Here is an 18,891-nt window from a genome sequence, read left to right on the forward strand (position 1 = left end):
TCAGAGATGAAGAGGGCGCAGGGCAGGTGAATCGGCTTATACGTGATCTCTCTGGTGCCCCGGGCTTTCGGGTCACCGTCACGTGCGTGCGGCCTGCCGTCTTTGAGGAGCACTTGTTCCTCGGCTAGCGTGCAACTCTACGCCCGCCACGGGGACCCCACTCCCGGCGCTCGTTTCTGCACAGGCCAAGCGCTCTGAGCGGCATCAATCGGATCATGGGTGACGAGATCAAGGATCTCGTTGTTGGCGAAGCCGATCGCCATGGGGCGCACCACGTCTGCCACCACGCCTAGATCGTAGAATTCGGTTACCGCCCCGTCGATCCGAAACCAGTTTTCGCAGACACCGGTATCGAGATTGATCAATTGGATTCCGCACCACGGTTCGGAATCGGTTTCGGCTAACCGGCGATCCAGTGCGAGACCCTCGAACCGCTCATAGCGAGGTTTCGACAAGCCAACGAAGGCATGGTTGCCGAAAAACGCGAGCCCGCGCACGAAGCCGGGACAGAAGGCCAAAACCTGGAACGTCGCGCCGGCTGCTGAATGCGCGATCCACCCGATCTCCCCTGTGCCCGAGTTAAGCACCCACAATCTCCCGCGATAGAGTCGGGGGGAATGAGGCATCGAGAGACCGCCGATCACTATCTCGTTGGAGTGCACGTCGACGACGATGCCGCCATCGGAGCGACGGTCGCGCCAGCCATCGACGGTATCCGATTTGCTGATCGCGGTAACGTAGCGAGGGGTGCCGTCTTCGATGGCAAGTCCGTTCAGGTGACATCGGTCCTCCTTGACGATCTTCGAAATGAATGAAGGCTTCCACAGCGGCGTGAAGCTGTGCCGTTCCGATATTGAAGCAAGACAATTGTAAAGCGTGTTGACGAAGACGATGCGGCCATCGCTCAGCACCCCGACGTCGTGAACATCGAGCTCGCCGGTGGTGAATATCTGGCGCGGGACATAACAGGCATCGTGCAGATCGTTGATCCGCTGGCCGGGCGCAAGCACGTTCCTGAATTTCAGGATTTGGAACATCGTGGCGAGCAGAATCGTGTCTCTGTCCACGACGCAGAGTCCCATAGCCTTGTGAAAGAGGCGCTCGTGGACCAAGAGCCCGCCATCGACGTTCTGACCGAGGAAATAGAGTTTGCCGGATTGATAGGACGAACCCACGATAGCGATGCGCTGAGAACCAAGAAACTCGGGCAGTCCGGGGGACATGGAGTACCGAAGCGCCTCCCCGCCGGCTTGGCCGACCTGTTCCGCGGGAAGGCGCAGGCCAGTTTGATCGGCGGGCAAAATCTCGTTTGATTCGAATGTCGGCACATCGTCACGACAGCACATGGATGCTTCCCCAAACGGCGGTGGACCCGACAAGAGGCCGCACCTCTTCAGCGCGGCCCAGGAGAGCGCCTCGAAAGACGGGATCGACCTACGACTTTGTGATCGAAGTGCGGCATCTCCTGGTTGTCGAGTGATTTTTGACATATAAAGGTTGAATTTCCCAGCCCAAGGAGGGGGCGCTTGTCCGACAGGTCTCTATGCCGGCAGCTGGTGCTGTCGTCTTCGATGCTGGTGGGTGCTGTTTCCGGCTATAGCCGCCGGGCCTACTCTGCTTGCGCCAATGTGGGCGGTTCCAATTGGGAATGCTCGGGGGCCAGCACCGCCCAGACGATTTCGGGCGCCAACGCGCACGTGACTGCGCTATCAGGATTCCGTATTACGACCGTTTCCGCGAATGCCCTCACGATCACCGGCGCTGGCGACCTTTCATACACCGATACGAACTCCTCTCCGTTTACCGCGAGCGCCGGTAACGGACTCAATATGACGACAACGGCCAGCGTTCCGGGCAGCATCACGGTCAATACCAACGGCGACATCACCGCCCTCAACTACGGCATTCGGGGCCGCAACCAGGGCACCGGCGCGCTCAATATCACGACCAATGGCGACGTCGTCAGCACGGGCACAACCGCGGTATCGCGGGGAATCGTGGCGATCAATTTCGGCACTGATCTGACCGTGACAACCGGCGCGGGCTCCAACGTTAGTGGCGCGCGCTATGGAATTCTGAGCCGCAACTACGGCACTGGATCGACGACCGTAACCGTCAATGGTGACGTCACGGCCGCCGGCACGACCGGCAGCGATGTCGCCCTTCTCGCGAGAGGGAACGCGGATGTCACGGTGACCACGACCGCCGGAACCGCCGTGAGCGGCCAGGAGAGTGGCATATTTGCGCGGAGCGATGGCAATGGCGCCGTAGAGATTACCGTCGCTGGCGACGTCACAGGAACCAATACGACGGGCATATATGCCAGAAGCGGAACGAGCGGATCGATTGCGATTGCGATCGGTGCCGGAAGCCACGTGACCTCGAATGGTACGGGGGCGGCTGGTTTCGCCATTGATACATCGAGCCTCGTCGTAAGCCCCACGACTCTCACTGTGGCCGGCACGCTAAACGGCGGTGCAGGCGGCGCGGTGCGATTTCATGGTTCGGCGAACCGGCTTGAGCTTCATCCAACCGCTGTGATCAACGGCAACGTCTTCGGCGGCGGCAGCGACACCCTTGCACTAGGCGGCACGGGTACAGCGAGCTTCAACGTCGCAACTGTCGGTGCAGGCCTGCAATACCAGGGCTTCGGGACGTTTCTCAAGGAAGGCAGCAGCCACTGGACGCTTACGGGCACCACTCCGCTCATCTCCAGCTTTGCCGTGAATGGCGGCCTGCTCGAGGTCGACGGAAGCATGCCAAACACCTCGATCACGGTGAACAGCGGCGCACTGCAACTCGGGAATGGCGGCAGCGGCGGTTCGATCGGCGGCAACGTCAACGACAATGGCATCTTCGCGATCAATCGTTCCGACAGCTACACGTTCGGTGGCATCATTTCCGGCACCGGGACATTCCAACAGCTTGGCTCCGGCACGACCATCTTCTCTGGCGCGAACACTTATACCGGCGGCACCACCGTCAGCGCCGGCACGCTGCAACTCGGGAATGGCGGCACCAGCGGCTCGATCGTCGGCGACGTGATCAACAATGGAATCTTGGCCTTCAATCATTCCGACAATTACACCTTCGGTGGAACGATCTCGGGCTCTGGTACCCTCGAGCAGAACGGCAGTGGCACGCTCGTCCTGAGCGGGGACAGCAGCTATACCGGCCCGACGTTCGTCAACGGCGGGATACTGGACGTCACGGGGACGCTTGCATCGACCGTGTTCGTCAACTCCGGGGCCCGGCTCACGGGCAATGGCACGATCGGGGGGCTCGGTGTTGCGAGCAGCGGAGTCGTTGCGCCAGGCAATTCGATCGGGACGCTTAATGTCTCCGGCGACCTATCCTTCGCCCCTGGCTCCGCCTACGAAGTCGAGACCAACACGACCGGGGCCGCAGACCGGATCGTGGCGACCGGCACGGCGAGACTCAATGGCAATGTTGTTGTCCTGCCGCAAAGCGGTGCCTATGGCTTCCGTACGACCTACAATATTCTCAATGCTACCGATGGCGTCATTGGTGCCTTCTCTGGGGTGAGCAGCAACTCTGCGTTCCTGTTTCCCAGCCTGACTTATGATGCCCACAACGTGTTCCTCTCGCTGACCCAGTCGACCTTCTTTCCGAGCGTCGCGCGAACGGCAAACCAGCTGGCCGTAGCCACCGCTCTCCAGCAAAGCTCGCCGGACAGCCGGCTTTTCGGTAGCGTGATCTTCCAGACGGCGGCCGGCGCGCAGCAGGCGTTCGACGCGCTATCGGGCGAACTTCATGCCAGCGCACGCACGTCCATCGTTGAAGACGGTCATTACGCCCGGGACGCCATCCTCGGTCGCTTGCGTCAAACGTCGTTTGAGGACCGTTTTGGGGCCTTTGCGAGTTTTGGCTCCGAAGGTCCGGCCGTGATCTACGGTGATGCCGATCGATCCTCGCCGAAGCACCTGGCCTATGCCGATACGGGCAGGCACATTTTCCGCGCCGGCAGCATTCCTTTGTCCGCCGACGCATCCGCGCCGCGGGATATTGCCTGGTGGGCTCAGGGAGTGGGGGCTTGGGGCGCGGTTCATAGTGACGGGAATGCTGCTGGTATGAGCAGACGCCTGAGCGGCTTCTTCAGCGGAGTAGACGGGCGGCTGGGCGACAACTGGCGGGCAGGCGTCGCACTCGGCTACACCAATTCGAGGATGAGCATCGATGCCCGTGCGAGCTCGGCCGATATCGATAGCGCATTTTTCGGCGTCTATACAGGATTGGGCGTGGGTGCCTGGAACGTCCGCTCGGGAGCCCTTCTGAGTGTCATCACGATTGGGAGCGCTCGCTCGATCAGCTATCCTGGTTTTCTCGAACGGGCGACCGGGCGTTATGGCGCGTTCAGCTCACAATTGTTTGGTGAGATTGGGTATGAGCTGAACCTCGCAAATGCTGTTGTGGAGCCATTCACAGGTTGGTCCTGGATCCATCTCCATACCAACGGCTTCGATGAGGTCGGTGACGTTGCCGCACTTTCCGCCGCAGCGCGCGAGGAGGACGTGGGGTATACCGCGATCGGGGCGCGCGCGTCGGCGGTGATTGCATTGTCGGGCGGAATGGCGCTCAAACCTTCAGCATCGCTCGCTTGGCAACACGGGTTCGGCCAGCTTAGTCCGGAAGACTACCTGCTTTTCAGAAGCACGGGCGCTCGATTCGACATCGCCGGGGTGCCGCTCGCCCGCGATGCCGCCCTGGTGCAAACCGCGCTTGATCTGCGCACAGGCGCCAATACTGTCATAGGATTGTCCTATCGCGGCAATCTTTCGACCAGCACCCAGGATCACTCGGTCGAGGGGCACATCAAAATTCAATTCTAGCTCTATCCGGCAAAAGATATTCGGAACGATGCACGAGGCGATTCGGCATCTTATCGAGACGTGCCTACGATTTGCCCGCGACTGCGCAGCACACTTTCGAGCGTTGCCTGGTTTTGTCCTTGCCGCAGATGAACAATGAGCTTGGATGATCTTCGTTAGCGACTGAAACCTTACAGCAGAATTGGCTACGCAGGTTGCTCCGAGCTTCGCACGGCGTCATGATTGATAGATGCTGCGGCATTCGGATCGAGGAGAACATGACGCCATCGGCCGGACATCCCAACGCTGACGGCCTGCGCATCCGGCCGATGCGCCCGGACGAGATTTCGCTCGCCATCGATTGGGCGGCGGCCGAGGGCTGGAATCCCGGCCGGTCGGATGCGGCCTGTTTCGCCGTGGTCGATCCCGGCGGCTTTCTGATTGCCGAGCGTGAGGGCGTGCCGGTCGCAACCGTGTCCTGCGTGAACTACGACGACCGCTTCGCCTTTCTCGGCTTCTACATCGTCCGTTCCGAGCTGCGCGGGCACGGCTACGGCTTGCGGCTCTGGCAGGCGGCGATGGCCCATGCGGGTTCGCGGGTCGTCGGGCTCGACGGCGTGGTCGCGCAGCAGGACAACTACCGGAAATCCGGCTTCAGCTATGCGTATGCCAATATCCGCTACGGCGGGCGACCCGTAGCCCTGCCGCAGTCGGTGGAGCGATCAGGTGTCGTCACTCTGGGCGATGTGTCGTTCGCCGATATCGAAGCGTCAGACGCGACCGTGTTTCCTGCCCCGCGCCGTGCATTCCTGCGGGCCTGGATCGACACGCCCGGTCATGTCGGCCGGGCGCTGATCCGCGACGATACGCTAGCCGCCTGGGGTGTGATCCGTCCGTGCCGCATCGGCTACAAGATCGGTCCGCTGGTTGCCGAGAGGCGCGATGATGCCGAGGCCGTAATCGCGGCTCTGTTGAGCACGGCCGGCGAAGCCGAGGTGTTCCTCGACGTGCCCGCAATCAATTCCGCGGCGGTGGCGCTCGCCGAGAGCCTCGGCCTCAAGCCGGTGTTCGAGACCGCGCGGATGTACACCGGGCCGATCCCGCCGCCACGGATCGAGCGGGTGTTCGGCGTCACCACCTTCGAGCTCGGTTAGCCCAGCGGCCGCGCGAAGCTCAGTTCATGACCGTCGGGATCGGTGAGGTGGAAATAGCGCTCACCCCATTCGGCGTCGCGCGGCTCGGTCGAGGGCGTGAAGCCAGCGCCGAGCGCCTTCGCGTAGACGGCGTCGACGTCGGCGACATGGAAGATGATGCGGCCCCACCAGCTCCATTGCTTGTCCTTGGGCATGGCGATCAGGTTGAGAAAGCCGAAGCCGACCCTGAAACTCGTGAACGGCGTGTGGGCGCCGCCATGAGCGATGTTGTCGAAGCCGAGCGCGCGATAGAAGGCGACGGCACGCGCCATGTCGTGGGTGGCGATGGTGATCGCGCTGATGCTCTCGATGGTCATGAAGGCGCTCCGAGCCCTAGTGGAAGCCGCGTTGCAGGAAAGCGTATCCTGCCGGTGTCAGGCAAGGGCAGCGTCGCGGCTCATCGCCAGCGCCGCCGGCTCATTGCCGCTCCCAACGCAATAAAGACCGCGGCGCCGAGCGCGACCGTCATCGCGCGCGCGACATCACCGGGCACCAGCAGGGTCTGCTGGGCCGCGCCGCGGCTGAACGAACCGCGGGTGCGGTGCAGGCGCGTCACCGGGTGATCGAGATTGTCGGTGCGGTCGGGCACCAGCGGCACATCGGTCTGTTGCCCGGCGATCGCCTTGGCTGCGAGGTAGCGGTCGAGCAAAGCCGGCGCGACGGCGTTACCGAGGATCGTGAGCAGTGTCGGCCAGCCGATCCAATATTCGCGGAAGCCGCCGTCGGCAACGCGATAGACGGCGTCCGCGATCACCTCGGGCTCCACCGGCCGGCCCATCGGGCGTGGCGTATGCGCAAGGTGCGCGCGGGCCCAGTCGAATTGCGGTGTGTTCACCGCGGGCAGATCGACGATGCTGAGCGTGATGCCCGAGCGCTCGTGCATCAGCTCGGCACGCAGCGAGTCGGTGAAGCCCCGGATCGCATGTTTGGCGCCGCAATAGGCCGCCTGCAGCGGAATGCCGCGATAGGCGAGCGCCGAACCGATCTGAATGATGCGGCCTTCGCTGCGCCGGCGCATCGAGCGCAGCGCCGCCATCGTGCCGTGCACGAAGCCGAGATAGGTGACCTCGGTGACGCGGCGGAATTCTTCCGGCGTGATGTCCGCTACGGTCGAGAACACCGTCTCCATGGCGTCATTGATCCAGATGTCGACCGGACCCAGGCGCTGCTCGAGCCGCTCGGCCGCGTCGAACAGGGCCTGCGCATCGGCGACATCGACGGCCTCGTATTCGGCATGGGCAAACCGCGCCTGCAGCTCGCGCTGGACGTCGCGCAGCGCTTCCTCGTCGCGCGCGATCAGGCCGATGCGATCGCCGGCCTCGCCGAAACGCTTCGCGATGGCACGGCCGACGCCTGCGGAGGCGCCAGTGATGATGATGGTGCGAGTTCGTCTGCGAGGCATGTCCGGTTTCTCCACGCGCCCCTTGGTACAAACGTGCGGCGGCCGGCAATGTTTCGGGCCGGTCAAGCCGGCCGAATGAATTCTCCGTCAGCTTTTGACGGCGCCGGGGAGTTCGACGCGCGATCCACCGAGCTCCGAGAGGGCACGCCAGTCCCCTCGAGATCGTTGGAACGGTAGAATTCGCAGAGCTTTGCTGTGCGACCGAGCTCAGCCCGCATTGGCCTTGAGGCCGGCGGCTTCGATGCCGGCGACCGCGCAGATCTCGTCATTGTCGGAGGTATCGCCGGAGACGCCGACGGCGCCGACGAGCGTGGTGCCGTCCATGATCAGCACGCCGCCGGGCACCGGGACCATGCGGCCCTGGGCCAGCGTGTTCACGGCGTCGATGAAATAGGCCTGCTCCTGCGCGCGCTGGAACAGGGCGCGGGAGCCGAGGCCGAGCGCGAGCGCCCCATAAGCCTTGCCGTGCGCGACCTCGGCCCGCATCAGGCTGGTGCCGTCCTGCGCGGCGGCCGCTTTCAGGCAGCCGCGGGCGTCGAGCACCATCACGGCGAGCGGCTTGAGCTTCTTTTCAAGGCCTTTGGCGAGGGTGGCATCGAGGATCTTGCGGGCGGTGTCGAGAGAGAGGTCGGCCATGTCTGTGAGTCCCTGTGTCATTAACTCAAACGAAGCTGCGTAGGGTGGGCAAAGCGTAGCGTGCCCACCATCTTGCGAAGCGGAAGGTCCGCGGTGGGCACGCTTCGCTTTTGCCCACCCTACGGACTACGTAGATGCTCGCCCTCGCTCCAGGCTCATCGCCAGGAGCTGCGCGGCGTGAACGGCGCCACGATTGGCGCCGTCCTGGATCTGGTGGCGGCAGGAGGTGCCGTCGGCGACGATGAACGTTGCAGCGTCGGCCTTGCGCACGGCTGGTAGCAGCGACGCTTCCGCCATTTGCAGCGAGACCTCGTAGGTCTCCGCGCCATAACCGAAGGCGCCGGCCATGCCGCAGCAGGAGGATTCGATGGTCTCGACCTCGAGCTCCGGAATCAGCCGCAGCACCTGCTCGACAGGCTTGAAGGCGGCGAAGGATTTCTGATGGCAATGGCCGTGCAGCAGCGCCTTGCCGGGCAGGGGGGCGAGCGGCAGCGCGAGCCGGCCGCTCTCGGCCTCGCGCGCCAGAAACTCCTCCAGCAGCAGCGCATGTGCGCTGATCGTTTTCGCGGTCGCGTCGTTGCGCAGCGACAGCAGTTCGTCGCGCAGCGTCAGCAGACAGCTTGGCTCGAGGCCAATGATCGGCACGCCGCGTGAGGCGAACGGCGCGTAGGTCTCGACCAGGCGCTGCAGCTCGGACTTGGCCTCGTCGACGAGGCCGGCGGAGAGGAAGGTGCGGCCGCAGCACAGGGCGCGGCCACCATCGGCCGGCTTGGGCACGTAGACGCGATAGCCGCCGGCGATCAGCACGCGCAGCGCTGCGTCGAGATTTTCGCGCTCATAGACGCGGTTGAAGGTATCGCCGAACAGCACGACCTCGCAGCCGTTCTCCGGGCCGAACGCCTCGGCTACGGCGCGGAAGGTGTCGCTGCGGAACGCCGGCAGCTCGCGCCTGGCGCTGATGCCGGCCACGCGCTCCATCAGCGCACGCAACGGCGCGACGTGATTGCGCAGGTTCACCAGTGGCGCGAAGCGGGCGGCGACATCGGCGTAGCGCGGCAGATAGGCGACGAGCCGGTCGCGCAGCGTGAGGCCATGCGTCTTCGCCCGTGCCGCCAGCACCTCGATCTTCATCTTGGCCATGTCAACGCCGGTCGGGCACTCGCGGCGGCAGGCCTTGCAGGAGACGCAGAGCTTCAAGGTCTCCATCATCTCGTCGGACGACAGCGCGCCGGGACCGAGCTGGCCGGAGATCGCGAGCCGCAAGGTATTGGCGCGGCCGCGCGTGACATCCTTCTCGTCGCGGGTGGCGCGATAGGACGGGCACATCACGCCGCCGTCGAGCTTGCGGCAGGCGCCGTTGTTGTTGCACATCTCGACCGCGCCCTGGAAGCCGCCGGCGGCACCCGGATAGGCCGACCAGTCGAGCACCGGCTTGATGTCGTCGACGATGCGGTAGTCCGGCGGATAGCGGAACAGCGAGCGGTCGTCCATCCGGGGTGGATCGACGATGCGGCCAGGATTGAGCACGTTCGCCGGATCGAAGCGCTGCTTGACCTTCTTGAAGTCGGCGACGATGCGGCTGCCGAACATCTGCTCGTGGAATTCCGAGCGCACGATGCCATCGCCATGCTCGCCGGAATGCGAGCCCTTGTACTCGCGCACCATGGCGAAAGCTTCCTCGGCGATGGCGCGCATCGCCTTGACGTCCTTCTCCAGCTTCAGGTTCAGCACCGGGCGCACATGCAGGCAGCCCTCGGAGGCGTGCGCGTACATCGTGCCGCGCGTGCCGTGCCTGGCGAACACCTCGTTGAGCCGCGCGGTGTAGTCGGCGAGGTGGGGCAGCGGCACGGCGCAGTCCTCGACGAACGACACCGGCTTGCCGGCCTCCTTCATCGACATCATCACGTTGAGGCCGGCGGCGCGGAAGTCGGCGACGGCGGTCTGCAGCGCAGGGTCGGAGATCTCGACCACGCCGCCCCATTTGCTGATCTCGTTGCTCCAGGAGAAGCCGAGGTCGCCCATCAGCTCGGAGAGCTGCTTCAGCTTGGCGAGGTTGTCGTCGGCAGTCTCCTCGGCGAACTCGACCACCAGGATCGCGTCGGGATCGCCCCGCACGGCTGCCGCGATCACCGGCTGGAACATCGCGATGTCGCGGCCCAGCCCGATCATGGTGCGGTCGACCAGCTCGACCGCGATCGGCTTCAGCTTGACCAGGTGCTGGGCCGCATCCATCGCCTGATAGAAGCTGCCGAAATGGCAGACTCCGAGCACTTTGGTGCGGATCAGCGGCCACAGCTTGAGCTCGATCCGGGTGGAGAAGGCGAGCGTGCCTTCCGAGCCGACCAGCAGGTGGGCCATGTTGTTGGCAGCGTTGCGCGGCGTCAGCGCGTCGAGATTGTAGCCGCCGACGCGGCGCTGCACCTTGGGAAACTTGTCGGCGATCTCGGCCGCCTCGCGCTCGCCCAGCGCCAGCATGTCGCGAAACAGCGCGCGGGCGCCGTCGGGCGCGCTGACGTCACCAAGGTCGCGCGGCACCTCGCCGAAATGCGCCAGCGTGCCGTCGGCCAGCGCGGCGTCGATCGCGATGGTGTTGTCGCGCATGGTGCCGTAGCGCAGCGAGCGGCCGCCGCAGGAATTGTTGCCGGCCATGCCGCCGATCGTGGCGCGCGACGCCGTGGAGACGTCGACCGGAAACCACAGGCCGTGCTTCCTGAGCTGGCGGTTGAGATCGTCGAGCACGATGCCCGGCTCGACCACGCAGGTCCGGGCCTCGACATCGAGCGAGACGATGCGGTTCAGGTGCTTGGAAAAATCGACGACGATCCCCTCGTTGACAGTCTGGCCGCATTGCGAGGTGCCGCCGCCGCGGGGCGTGACGATGCGGCCGTCGTCGCGGGCGATGGCGAGCGCAAGCAGCGCCTCGTCCATCGTGCGCGGCACGACCACGCCCGCCGGGATGACCTGGTAGAACGAGGCGTCGGTGGCGTAGCGGCCGCGGTTGAAGCGGTCGAAGAAGACGTTGCCCGTGATCTCGGCGCGGAGCTTCTGTTCGAGCCTGGACGGACCGGCTTTGGCGTTCGGCATGGTGATCCCTGGTCGGGCCCGGCTGTCGTCCGGCGGGCGCTGTTCCGCCCGGTGTCATTCATTTCCGCAAATGCGTCAATCTGATTGCATGCAAATTTGCGCAATCCCGGGCGTTATTCGACCTTGTCCGGCTTGGCTCCCGCCAGCGGCGGCTGGCTCTCTGCGAAGTAGGCGATCGCAGCCGCGCCCTTGTTGCGCAGATGCTGGAACAGGATGTCCGACAGCTCGCTTCCGGCGCGGCGGCGCAGCGCATCGAGGATCAGCTCATGCTCGCGCATGGCCTCGCTCCAGCGCTCGCGCTTGCGGGCGAAATTGGCGGAGAAGCGCACCCGGCGGATGCGGCCCGCCAAGCTCTCATAGGTCGCATGAAGGGTGGCATTGGCGGCGGCGTCGACGATCGCGCGGTGGATCAACTGGTTCATGCGGAAATAGCCCTGCATGTCCTGCCGCATGTAGAACCCGTACATATCGTGATGATATTGCTCGATTTCCGTGATCGCTTCATCCGAAATCTTCTCGCAGGCGAGGCGCCCGGCGAGGCCTTCCAGGCCTCCCATCAGGTCGAACAATTCATGGATGTCGGCGGCGCTGAGAGGGCGCACCCGGGCGCCGCGATTGGGCAGCAGTTCGACCAGCCCTTCGGCTGCGAGCACCTTCAGCGCTTCGCGCAAGGGCGTGCGGGACACCCCCAGCATTTCGCAAAGCTGGCGCTCGGACAGGCGTCCGCCGTCGGCGACATGGCCCTCGACGATGTAGTCGCGCAGCCGTGCCAGGATCTCGTCATGCAGCGAGGTCTCGTCCCGCGCGGGCACGGATCGACCGCTTGGCCCAGCCAAGGGTGGCGTCTCGATATCGGGAATCGTGGAATTCATCTTACCCATTGTAGCGGTAGTTACAGATGTGGTCGACCTCGTCCGTGAATGCGTTTAAGCTCTTGCACATTAAGAAATTGAATGCAATCATGGGTGCCAGAATGCCGTCGTCTCCCTGGAGTTCTACCGTGACCCGTCCCCAAGGCCGTCATTTCCTGCATATTCCGGGCCCAAGTCCGGTGCCCGAGCGGGTGCTGCGGGCCATGGACATGCCGGTGATCGATCACCGCAGCGCCGAGTTCGCCGAGCTGGGGAGGGCCGTGCTCAGCGGCTCGCAGACAATCTTCAAGACCACGAGCCCGGTGATCATCTACCCCTCCTCGGGCACCGGCGCCTGGGAGGCTGCCATCGTCAACACGTTGTCGCCGGGCGACAGGGTGCTGATGGTCGAGACCGGCCACTTCGCCACGCTGTGGCGGCAGATGGCGGCGCGGTGGGGCATCGAGGTCGACTTCATTCCTGGCGACTGGCGCCGTGGCGTCGATCCCGCTGTCATCGAGGAGAAGCTGGTCGCCGATGCCGGCCATCGGCTCAAGGCGGTGATGGTCGTGCACAACGAGACCTCGACCGGCGCGACCAGCCGGGTCGGTGAGGTGCGCGCCGCCATGGACCGCGCCAAGCATCCGGCGCTGCTGATGGTCGACACCATCTCGGGTCTCGCCTCGGCCGACTTCCGCTTCGACGAGTGGAAGGTCGATGTCGCCGTATCCTGCTCGCAGAAGGGCTTCATGCTGCCGCCGGGGCTCGGCTTCAACGCCATCTCGGACAAGGCGCGCCTCGTTGCCAAGGACAACAAGATGCCACGCTCGTTCTGGGACTGGGAGGACATGCTGAAGCTGAACGCGAACGGCTTCTTCCCCTATACCCCGGCGACGAACCTGCTCTATGGCCTGCGCGAAGCGATTGCCCTGCTGCTCGAGGAGGGGCTCGATCAGGTGTTCGCGCGCCACCAGCGCCTTGCGGCCGCGACCCGCGCCGCGGTCGAGCATTGGGGCCTCGAGGTGCTGTGCCAGGAGCCAAAGGATTTTTCGCCGGTGCTGACCGCCGTGCTCATGCCGCCGGGCCATGACGCCGATCAGTTCCGCCAGGTCGTGCTCGATAAGTACAACATGTCGCTCGGCTCGGGCCTGTCCAAGGTCGCGGGCAAGGTGTTCCGCATCGGCCATCTCGGCGAGTGCAACGCGCTGACCCTGATGGCTGCGCTGAGCGGTGTCGAGATGGGGCTGCGCGCGGCCGGCGTGCCGCATCGCGCCGGCGGTGTCGATGCCGCGATGGCCCTGCTCGACGAGCCATCGCAGGGCAATGCGCCGAGTCATCTTGCGGCGGTGACATGAGGCCAAATCGCGTGCCGCAAGCCGGGGTGCCCCGCTATGCCGCACTGCACAGAAGAAGGGGATTTGTGTGCATCTGAGGGATGTCAGCCCGGAGCGATCGGTGCTTGCGTCTTCTTTATTGACGCCAGCGGTCTGGCGGGAGAAAAGCGCGGCGAGCGCGTGGCATGCCACGTCCGCGCACCAACCAAATGACCGGGGATGGACGCCAATGACTGTGCACACGGGACGGCATTTTCTTCAGATTCCGGGGCCGACCAACGTACCCGACCGCGTGCTGCGCGCGATGGACATGCCGACCTTGGACCATCGCGGTCCTGAGTTCGCCGAGCTCGGCTTCGGGGTGCTGGCGGCCAGCCAGCGCATCTTCCGCACCAAGCAGCCGGTGATCATCTATCCGTCGTCGGGAACCGGCGCGTGGGAAGCCGCGATCGTCAACACGCTCGCGCCCGGCGACAAGGTGCTGATGGTTGAGACCGGCCAGTTCGCTGTGCTGTGGCGGGGCATCGCCGACAAGTTCAAGCTCGACGTCGACTTCATCCCCGGCGACTGGCGTCATGGCGCCGACATCGCGGCGATCGAGCAGCGTCTGGTCGACGACAAGGCGCACAAGATCAAGGCCGTTTGCGTCGTGCACAATGAGACCTCGACCGGCTGCCTGACGCCGCCGCTCGAGGTGCGCAAGGCGCTCGACCGGTCCGGCCACCCGGCGTTGCTGATGGTCGACACCATCTCCGGCCTCGGCTCGATGGAGTATGAGCACGACGCGTGGGGCATCGACGTCTCCGTCGCGGGCTCGCAGAAGGGCCTGATGCTGCCGCCGGGCCTCGGCTTCAACGCCATCTCGGAGAAGGCGCTGGCCGCCGCCAAGGCCAATCCCGGCATGCGCTCCTACTGGGACTGGCAGGAGATCATCACCTTCAACAAGCTCGGCACCTTTCCCTATACGCCGGCCTGCAATCTGCTGATGGGCCTCAACGAGGCGCTGAAGATGCTGGAGGAGGAGGGCCACGAGAATGTGTTCGCCCGCCACCGCCGCCACAGCCTTGCGACGCGCGCCGCTGTGAAGGCGTGGGGCCTCGACACGCAATGCGCCGATCCGCAGGCGCATTCGCCGGCGCTGACCGGCGTCGTCATGCCCGACGGCCATGATGCCGATCAGTTCCGCAAGACGGTGCTGGAAAACTTCGACATGTCGCTCGGCACCGGCCTCAACAAGATCAAGGGCAAGGTCTTCCGCATCGGCCATATCGGTCATTTCAACGACCTGATGCTGATGGGCACGCTCTCCGGCGTCGAGATGGGCCTGGCGCTCGCCAACGTGCCGCATCGTGCCGGGGGCGTGCTTGCGGCGATGGATGTTCTCAAGGCGCGCGAGGCCGCGCCGATTCCGAAGGTGGCCTGATGACCGCACCTGTGACCGGCTCCGACGATCTCATCTATGCCGTCGACGACGGCATCGCCAAGATCACCTTCAACCGGCCGCAGGCGCGCAACGCGATGACGTTCGCGATGTACGACCAGATGGCCTCGATCTGCGAGGCCATCAATGGCGATCGGTCGATCAAGGCGCTGATCCTGACCGGGGCCGGCGACAAGGCCTTCGCTTCCGGCACCGACATCTCACAGTTCCGCGCCTTCAAGACCGCGCAGGATGCGCTCGACTATGAGGCGCGGATCGACCGCGTGCTCGGCACGCTGGAACTGTGCCGTGTGCCGGTGATTGCGGCGATCGCGGGCGCCTGCACCGGCGGCGGCGCCGGCATCGCCGCCTGCTGCGACATCCGTATCGGCACCGAGACCACGCGCATCGGTTTTCCGATCGCGCGTACGCTCGGCAACTGCCTGTCGATGTCGAACATTTCGCGCGTGGTCTCGCTGATTGGGCCTGCGCGCACCAAGGATCTCATCTTCAAGGCGCGGCTGGTCGAGGCGCCCGAGGCGCTGGCGCTCGATCTGCTCAACGAGATCGTGCCCGACGTCGAGACGCTGCAGACACGCGCGCTGGAGACCGCGAAGCTCATCGCCTCGCACGCGCCGATCACCCTCGAGGTGACCAAGGAGGCGGTGCGCCGCATCCGCCGGACCCTGTCGCGGGACGAGGGCGAGGATTTGATCCTGCGCGCCTATATGAGTGAGGATTTCCGCGAGGGCATGGAGGCGTTCCTCAACAAGCGGACGCCGAACTGGAAAGGCAAGTAGTCCGATGCCGTGCTTGCGACCTTATGCCGAGGAACATGAGGCCGCATCGTGCTTGTGTTCTTGAACTGACCACAATAAGCCAGCAGTATCCTGGTAGGATGCAAGCTGGCGTTTCGAACGGGGAAGAAAACACGTGCGCAAACTGATCAAGATCGCGGCCGCGACGGCGGCCATTTTCACAAGCGCTCCGGCCTTTGCCGGCTGGGAGCCGACCAAGCCGGTCGAGATCGTCGTCGCCGCGGGCGCCGGCGGTGCATCCGACCAGATGGCGCGGATGATGCAGGCTGCCATTCAGAAGAACAATCTTCTGAAGCAGCCGGTTGTCGTGTCGCTGAAGGGCGGCGCGTCGGGCGCCGAAGCCCTGATGTACATGAAGTCCAGCGACGGCGATCCGAACAAGATCCTGATCGCCTATTCGCTGATCTACATGCTGCCGCTGTCGGCCAAGCTGCCGTTCGACTGGCACGAGCTGTCGCCGGTTGCGGTGATCGCACTCGACCAGTTCGTGCTGTGGGACAACGTCAACGGCCCAAAGACGGTGAAGGAGTTCATCGATGCCGCCAAGACGTCGGCCTCGCCGTTCAAGATGGGCGGTACCGGCTCCAAGCGAGAGGACCACGTGCTGACCGTCTTCATGGAGAAGAAGACCGGCGCCAAGTTCTCCTATCTGCCTTACAAGTCGGGGGGCGAGGCCGCGACCCAGCTGGTCGGCGGTCACACCGAATCCAACGTCAACAATCCGTCGGAAAATCTCGAAGTCTGGCGCGCCGGCCAGGTGCGTCCGCTGTGCGTATTCGACAAGGAGCGCATCTCCTACACGACGAAGGTCACCGAAACGCAGTCCTGGAACGACATTCCGACCTGCAAGGAGCAGGGGCTCGACGTGCAGTACCTGATGCTGCGCGGCATGTTCCTGCCGGGCAAGGTGACGCAGGAACAGCAGGAGTTCTACATCGACCTGTTCAGCAAGCTGGTGCAGACATCGGAGTACAAGGACTACATGGAGAAGCAGGCGCTGAAGCCGATCTTCCTCACTGGCAAGGACATGCTGCAGTTCCTCGAAGAGGATGGCTCGCTCAACAAGCAGCTGATGACGGAAGCGGGCTTCGTCGCCAAGTAAGGCTGGACGGGGCGAGGGGATGAGGAGGATCGATGTCCAACGCTGAGCTCGAGATTGCCGTCGACGATCCGACCGCGCCGGAGGAGAATTCTCCGGCCGTCACCTCCACCGGGACCGTCGACGTCGCGGTGTCGCTGCTGCTGCTCGCGCTCGCGGTCGTGCTCGCCTGGGACAATTGGCGGACCGGTGCGTCCTGGGACTCGACCGGTCCGGAGCCCGGCTACTTTCCGTTCTATCTGTCGGTGATCCTCGGCGGCGCCAGCCTTTACGGGATCGGCGCCGCCTTCCTGTCGAGCAAGGAAGCAGTCGAGACCTTCGTGACGCGCGCGCAACTGCGCCGCGTGATGGCCGTGTTCGTGCCGACCTTGTTGTTCTGCATCGCGATGCAGTTCCTCGGCATCTATGTCGCGAGCTTCCTGCTCATCGCCGGGTTCATGCGCCTCGTCGGCAAGATCGCGATCTGGAAATCGCTGCTCACGGCGTTCCTGTTCAGCGCCGTGATGTTCGTGACGTTCGACGTCGTGTTCGACGTGATCATGCCGAAGGGGCCGCTCGAAGCGGCGTTCGGGTACTGATACCGGTCTCTCCCCGTCATTGCGAGGAGCGAAGCGACGAAGCAATCCAGGGCTGCGCATTCGACTCTGGATTGCTTCGCTGCGCTCGCAATGACGGCAAAATAGCTGGAATGGAATCATGGAAGCCTTGGGTCTGCTGCTGCACGGGTTCGCGGTCCTTCTGACCTGGAAGACGCTGCTCTTGATGATGGTCGGGCTGGTGCTCGGCGTCTTCGTCGGCGTGCTGCCCGGGCTGGGCGGCCCCAACGGCGTCGCCATCCTGCTGCCGCTGACCTTCTCGATGGACCCGACCTCGGCCATCGTGATGCTGTCCTGCATCTACTGGGGCGCGCTGTTCGGCGGCGCCATTACCTCGATCCTGTTCAACATTCCCGGCGAGGCGTGGTCGGTGGCGACCACTTTCGACGGCTATCCGATGGCGCAGCAGGGCAAAGCAGCGGAAGCGCTGACCGCCGCCTTCACCTCGTCGTTCATCGGCTCGCTGGTCGCAGTGATGCTGATCACCTTCCTGGCGCCCTGGATCTCGTCGTTTGCGCTGAAGTTCGGTCCGCCTGAATTCTTCGCCGTGTATCTCCTGACCTTTTGCTCGTTCGTGGGCCTGGGACGCGAGGACAAGCACAAGACGGTCATTGCGATGGCGCTCGGTCTGCTGCTTGCCGGCGTCGGCATGGACACCGTGTCCGGTCAGTTGCGGATGACCTTTGGCTCGACCGATCTGTTGCGCGGCATCAACTTCCTGGTCGCGGTCATCGGCCTGTTCGGCATCAGCGAGATCCTGCTGACGATGGAGGAACGCCTGGCGCTGCGCGGTCACGCCGCCGCGATCTCCTTGCGCACGGTGCTCGCCGTCTGGAAGGACCTGCCGAAATACTGGATGACGCTGCTGCGTTCCTCAGTGATCGGCTGCTGGCTCGGCATCACGCCGGGCGGCGCGATTGCGGCCTCCTTCATGGGCTACAACCTCGCCAAGCGCTTCTCCAAGAACCAGGACAGTTTTGGCAAGGGCCGTATCGAGGGCGTGTTCGCACCCGAGACCGCAGCGCATGCCTCGGGCACCGCGGCGCTGTTGCCGATGCTGGCGCTCGGCATTCCCGGCTCGGGTACCGCGGCGATCCTGCTCGGTGGCCTGATGGTGTGGGGCCTCAATCCCGGCCCGCTGCTGTTCGTGGAGCACAAGGACTTCGTCTGGGGCCTGATCGCCTCGATGTATCTCGGCAATGTCGTCGGCCTCGTGCTGGTGCTCTCCACCGTGCCGATCTTCGCCTCGATCCTGCGCGTGCCGTTCGCGGCGGTGGCGCCGATGATCGTGGTGTCCTGCGCGATCGGCGCCTACGCCATCCAGAACGCGATGTTCGACGTGTGGCTGATGCTCGGCTTCGGCGTCGTCGGCTATGTCTTCAAGAAGATCAAGATCCCGCTGGCGCCGTTCACCTTGGCGCTGGTGCTCGGTAGCCGTGCCGAGGATGCATTCCGGCAGTCGATGATCATCTCCGGCGGCAACATGAAGGTGTTCTGGGCCAACGGTCTCGTCGGCACCATCACGACGCTGGCGATCCTGCTGCTGTTCTGGCCGCTGATCGATCGGCTGGTGGCGAGCTTCGGCAAGTCCAGCGCGCCTGCGGCGAAGGCCGAGGCGTAGGGCAAGCT

Annotated in this window: 14 protein-coding genes; 8 read left to right on the forward strand and 6 right to left on the reverse strand. The window is 64.4% G+C overall.

The window, feature by feature from the left end; translation table 11 throughout:
• Positions 1-137 precede the first annotated feature (137 nt).
• A complete protein-coding gene (locus ACQR1F_RS03795) occupies positions 138-1,346 on the reverse strand; it encodes a TIGR03032 family protein (RefSeq protein ID WP_316216917.1) in 1,209 nt (402 codons plus the stop codon).
• A 180-nt stretch (positions 1,347-1,526) separates the two neighbouring features.
• On the opposite strand from ACQR1F_RS03795, the gene ACQR1F_RS03800 reads away from it, so the two are divergent.
• Both ACQR1F_RS03800 and ACQR1F_RS03805 read left to right on the forward strand, forming a co-directional pair.
• Entirely contained in the window at positions 1,527-4,850 is a 3,324-nt protein-coding gene (locus ACQR1F_RS03800; protein WP_434912542.1) for an autotransporter outer membrane beta-barrel domain-containing protein, read from the forward strand.
• Between the two features lie 257 nt (positions 4,851-5,107).
• On the forward strand, positions 5,108-5,983 hold the full coding sequence (locus ACQR1F_RS03805) for a GNAT family N-acetyltransferase (protein ID WP_434912543.1): 876 nt from the start codon (positions 5,108-5,110) through the stop codon (positions 5,981-5,983).
• On the opposite strand, the gene ACQR1F_RS03810 is transcribed toward ACQR1F_RS03805, so the two are convergent.
• The 5 genes from ACQR1F_RS03810 to ACQR1F_RS03830 form a co-directional block, all read right to left on the reverse strand.
• Positions 5,980-6,339 carry a VOC family protein gene (locus tag ACQR1F_RS03810; RefSeq protein WP_315803575.1) on the reverse strand — a complete coding sequence of 120 codons (360 nt, stop codon included), beginning with the start codon at positions 6,337-6,339 and terminating at the stop codon, positions 5,980-5,982. The two genes, ACQR1F_RS03805 and ACQR1F_RS03810, sit on opposite strands and share 4 nt — an antisense overlap.
• 80 nt (positions 6,340-6,419) lie before the next feature.
• On the reverse strand, positions 6,420-7,424 hold the full coding sequence (locus ACQR1F_RS03815; protein WP_315803574.1) for an SDR family oxidoreductase: 1,005 nt from the start codon (positions 7,422-7,424) through the stop codon (positions 6,420-6,422).
• Between the two features lie 207 nt (positions 7,425-7,631).
• Positions 7,632-8,060 carry a GlcG/HbpS family heme-binding protein gene (locus ACQR1F_RS03820; protein WP_315803573.1) on the reverse strand — a complete coding sequence of 143 codons (429 nt, stop codon included), beginning with the start codon at positions 8,058-8,060 and terminating at the stop codon, positions 7,632-7,634.
• A 126-nt stretch (positions 8,061-8,186) separates the two neighbouring features.
• Complete coding sequence (locus ACQR1F_RS03825; RefSeq protein ID WP_434912544.1) at positions 8,187-11,144, reverse strand: FAD-binding and (Fe-S)-binding domain-containing protein; 2,958 nt, start codon at positions 11,142-11,144, stop codon at positions 8,187-8,189.
• A gap of 113 nt (positions 11,145-11,257) precedes the next feature.
• On the reverse strand, positions 11,258-12,016 hold the full coding sequence (locus ACQR1F_RS03830; protein ID WP_315803571.1) for a GntR family transcriptional regulator: 759 nt from the start codon (positions 12,014-12,016) through the stop codon (positions 11,258-11,260).
• Between the two features lie 128 nt (positions 12,017-12,144).
• Between ACQR1F_RS03830 and ACQR1F_RS03835 the strand changes: the two genes are divergently transcribed.
• The 6 genes from ACQR1F_RS03835 to ACQR1F_RS03860 all read left to right on the forward strand — a co-directional run bounded on the left by ACQR1F_RS03835 (position 12,145) and on the right by ACQR1F_RS03860 (position 18,883).
• Complete coding sequence (locus ACQR1F_RS03835; RefSeq protein ID WP_434912545.1) at positions 12,145-13,350, forward strand: pyridoxal-phosphate-dependent aminotransferase family protein; 1,206 nt, start codon at positions 12,145-12,147, stop codon at positions 13,348-13,350.
• A 208-nt stretch (positions 13,351-13,558) separates the two neighbouring features.
• Positions 13,559-14,752, forward strand: coding sequence for a pyridoxal-phosphate-dependent aminotransferase family protein (locus ACQR1F_RS03840; protein ID WP_434899522.1), 1,194 nt, complete (start codon positions 13,559-13,561; stop codon positions 14,750-14,752).
• Positions 14,752-15,549 (forward strand): enoyl-CoA hydratase/isomerase family protein, encoded by a 798-nt coding sequence (locus tag ACQR1F_RS03845; RefSeq protein WP_434912546.1) that lies wholly within the window; start codon positions 14,752-14,754, stop codon positions 15,547-15,549. The genes ACQR1F_RS03840 and ACQR1F_RS03845 overlap by 1 nt, the downstream gene beginning before the upstream one ends.
• 133 nt (positions 15,550-15,682) lie before the next feature.
• Complete coding sequence (locus tag ACQR1F_RS03850) at positions 15,683-16,669, forward strand: Bug family tripartite tricarboxylate transporter substrate binding protein (RefSeq protein ID WP_315803567.1); 987 nt, start codon at positions 15,683-15,685, stop codon at positions 16,667-16,669.
• Positions 16,670-16,701: 32 nt separating this feature from the next.
• The gene (locus tag ACQR1F_RS03855; protein ID WP_315803566.1) at positions 16,702-17,244 is read left to right on the forward strand and encodes a tripartite tricarboxylate transporter TctB family protein; all 543 of its coding nucleotides are present in this window, start codon (positions 16,702-16,704) and stop codon (positions 17,242-17,244) included.
• Between the two features lie 118 nt (positions 17,245-17,362).
• On the forward strand, positions 17,363-18,883 hold the full coding sequence (locus ACQR1F_RS03860) for a tripartite tricarboxylate transporter permease (RefSeq protein WP_316180076.1): 1,521 nt from the start codon (positions 17,363-17,365) through the stop codon (positions 18,881-18,883).
• The last annotated feature ends 8 nt before the right edge of the window (positions 18,884-18,891 follow it).

The sequence above is a fragment of the Bradyrhizobium sp. HKCCYLS3013 genome, from assembly GCF_051167615.1.
In the GTDB taxonomy this organism is placed as follows: Bacteria; Pseudomonadota; Alphaproteobacteria; order Rhizobiales; family Xanthobacteraceae; genus Bradyrhizobium.

Bases quoted from the DNA above. Each gene is read 5' to 3' on its own strand.
- ACQR1F_RS03795 (WP_316216917.1), bottom strand. From the start codon at position 1,346: ATGTGCTGTCGTGACGATGTGCCGACATTCGAATCAAACGAGATTTTG.
- ACQR1F_RS03805 (WP_434912543.1), top strand. From the start codon at position 5,108: ATGACGCCATCGGCCGGACATCCCAACGCTGACGGCCTGCGCATCCGG.
- ACQR1F_RS03810 (WP_315803575.1), bottom strand. From the start codon at position 6,339: ATGACCATCGAGAGCATCAGCGCGATCACCATCGCCACCCACGACATG.
- ACQR1F_RS03815 (WP_315803574.1), bottom strand. From the start codon at position 7,424: ATGCCTCGCAGACGAACTCGCACCATCATCATCACTGGCGCCTCCGCA.
- ACQR1F_RS03820 (WP_315803573.1), bottom strand. From the start codon at position 8,060: ATGGCCGACCTCTCTCTCGACACCGCCCGCAAGATCCTCGATGCCACC.
- ACQR1F_RS03825 (WP_434912544.1), bottom strand. From the start codon at position 11,144: ATGCCGAACGCCAAAGCCGGTCCGTCCAGGCTCGAACAGAAGCTCCGC.
- ACQR1F_RS03830 (WP_315803571.1), bottom strand. From the start codon at position 12,016: ATGAATTCCACGATTCCCGATATCGAGACGCCACCCTTGGCTGGGCCA.
- ACQR1F_RS03840 (WP_434899522.1), top strand. From the start codon at position 13,559: ATGACTGTGCACACGGGACGGCATTTTCTTCAGATTCCGGGGCCGACC.
- ACQR1F_RS03845 (WP_434912546.1), top strand. From the start codon at position 14,752: ATGACCGCACCTGTGACCGGCTCCGACGATCTCATCTATGCCGTCGAC.
- ACQR1F_RS03855 (WP_315803566.1), top strand. From the start codon at position 16,702: ATGTCCAACGCTGAGCTCGAGATTGCCGTCGACGATCCGACCGCGCCG.
- ACQR1F_RS03860 (WP_316180076.1), top strand. From the start codon at position 17,363: ATGGAAGCCTTGGGTCTGCTGCTGCACGGGTTCGCGGTCCTTCTGACC.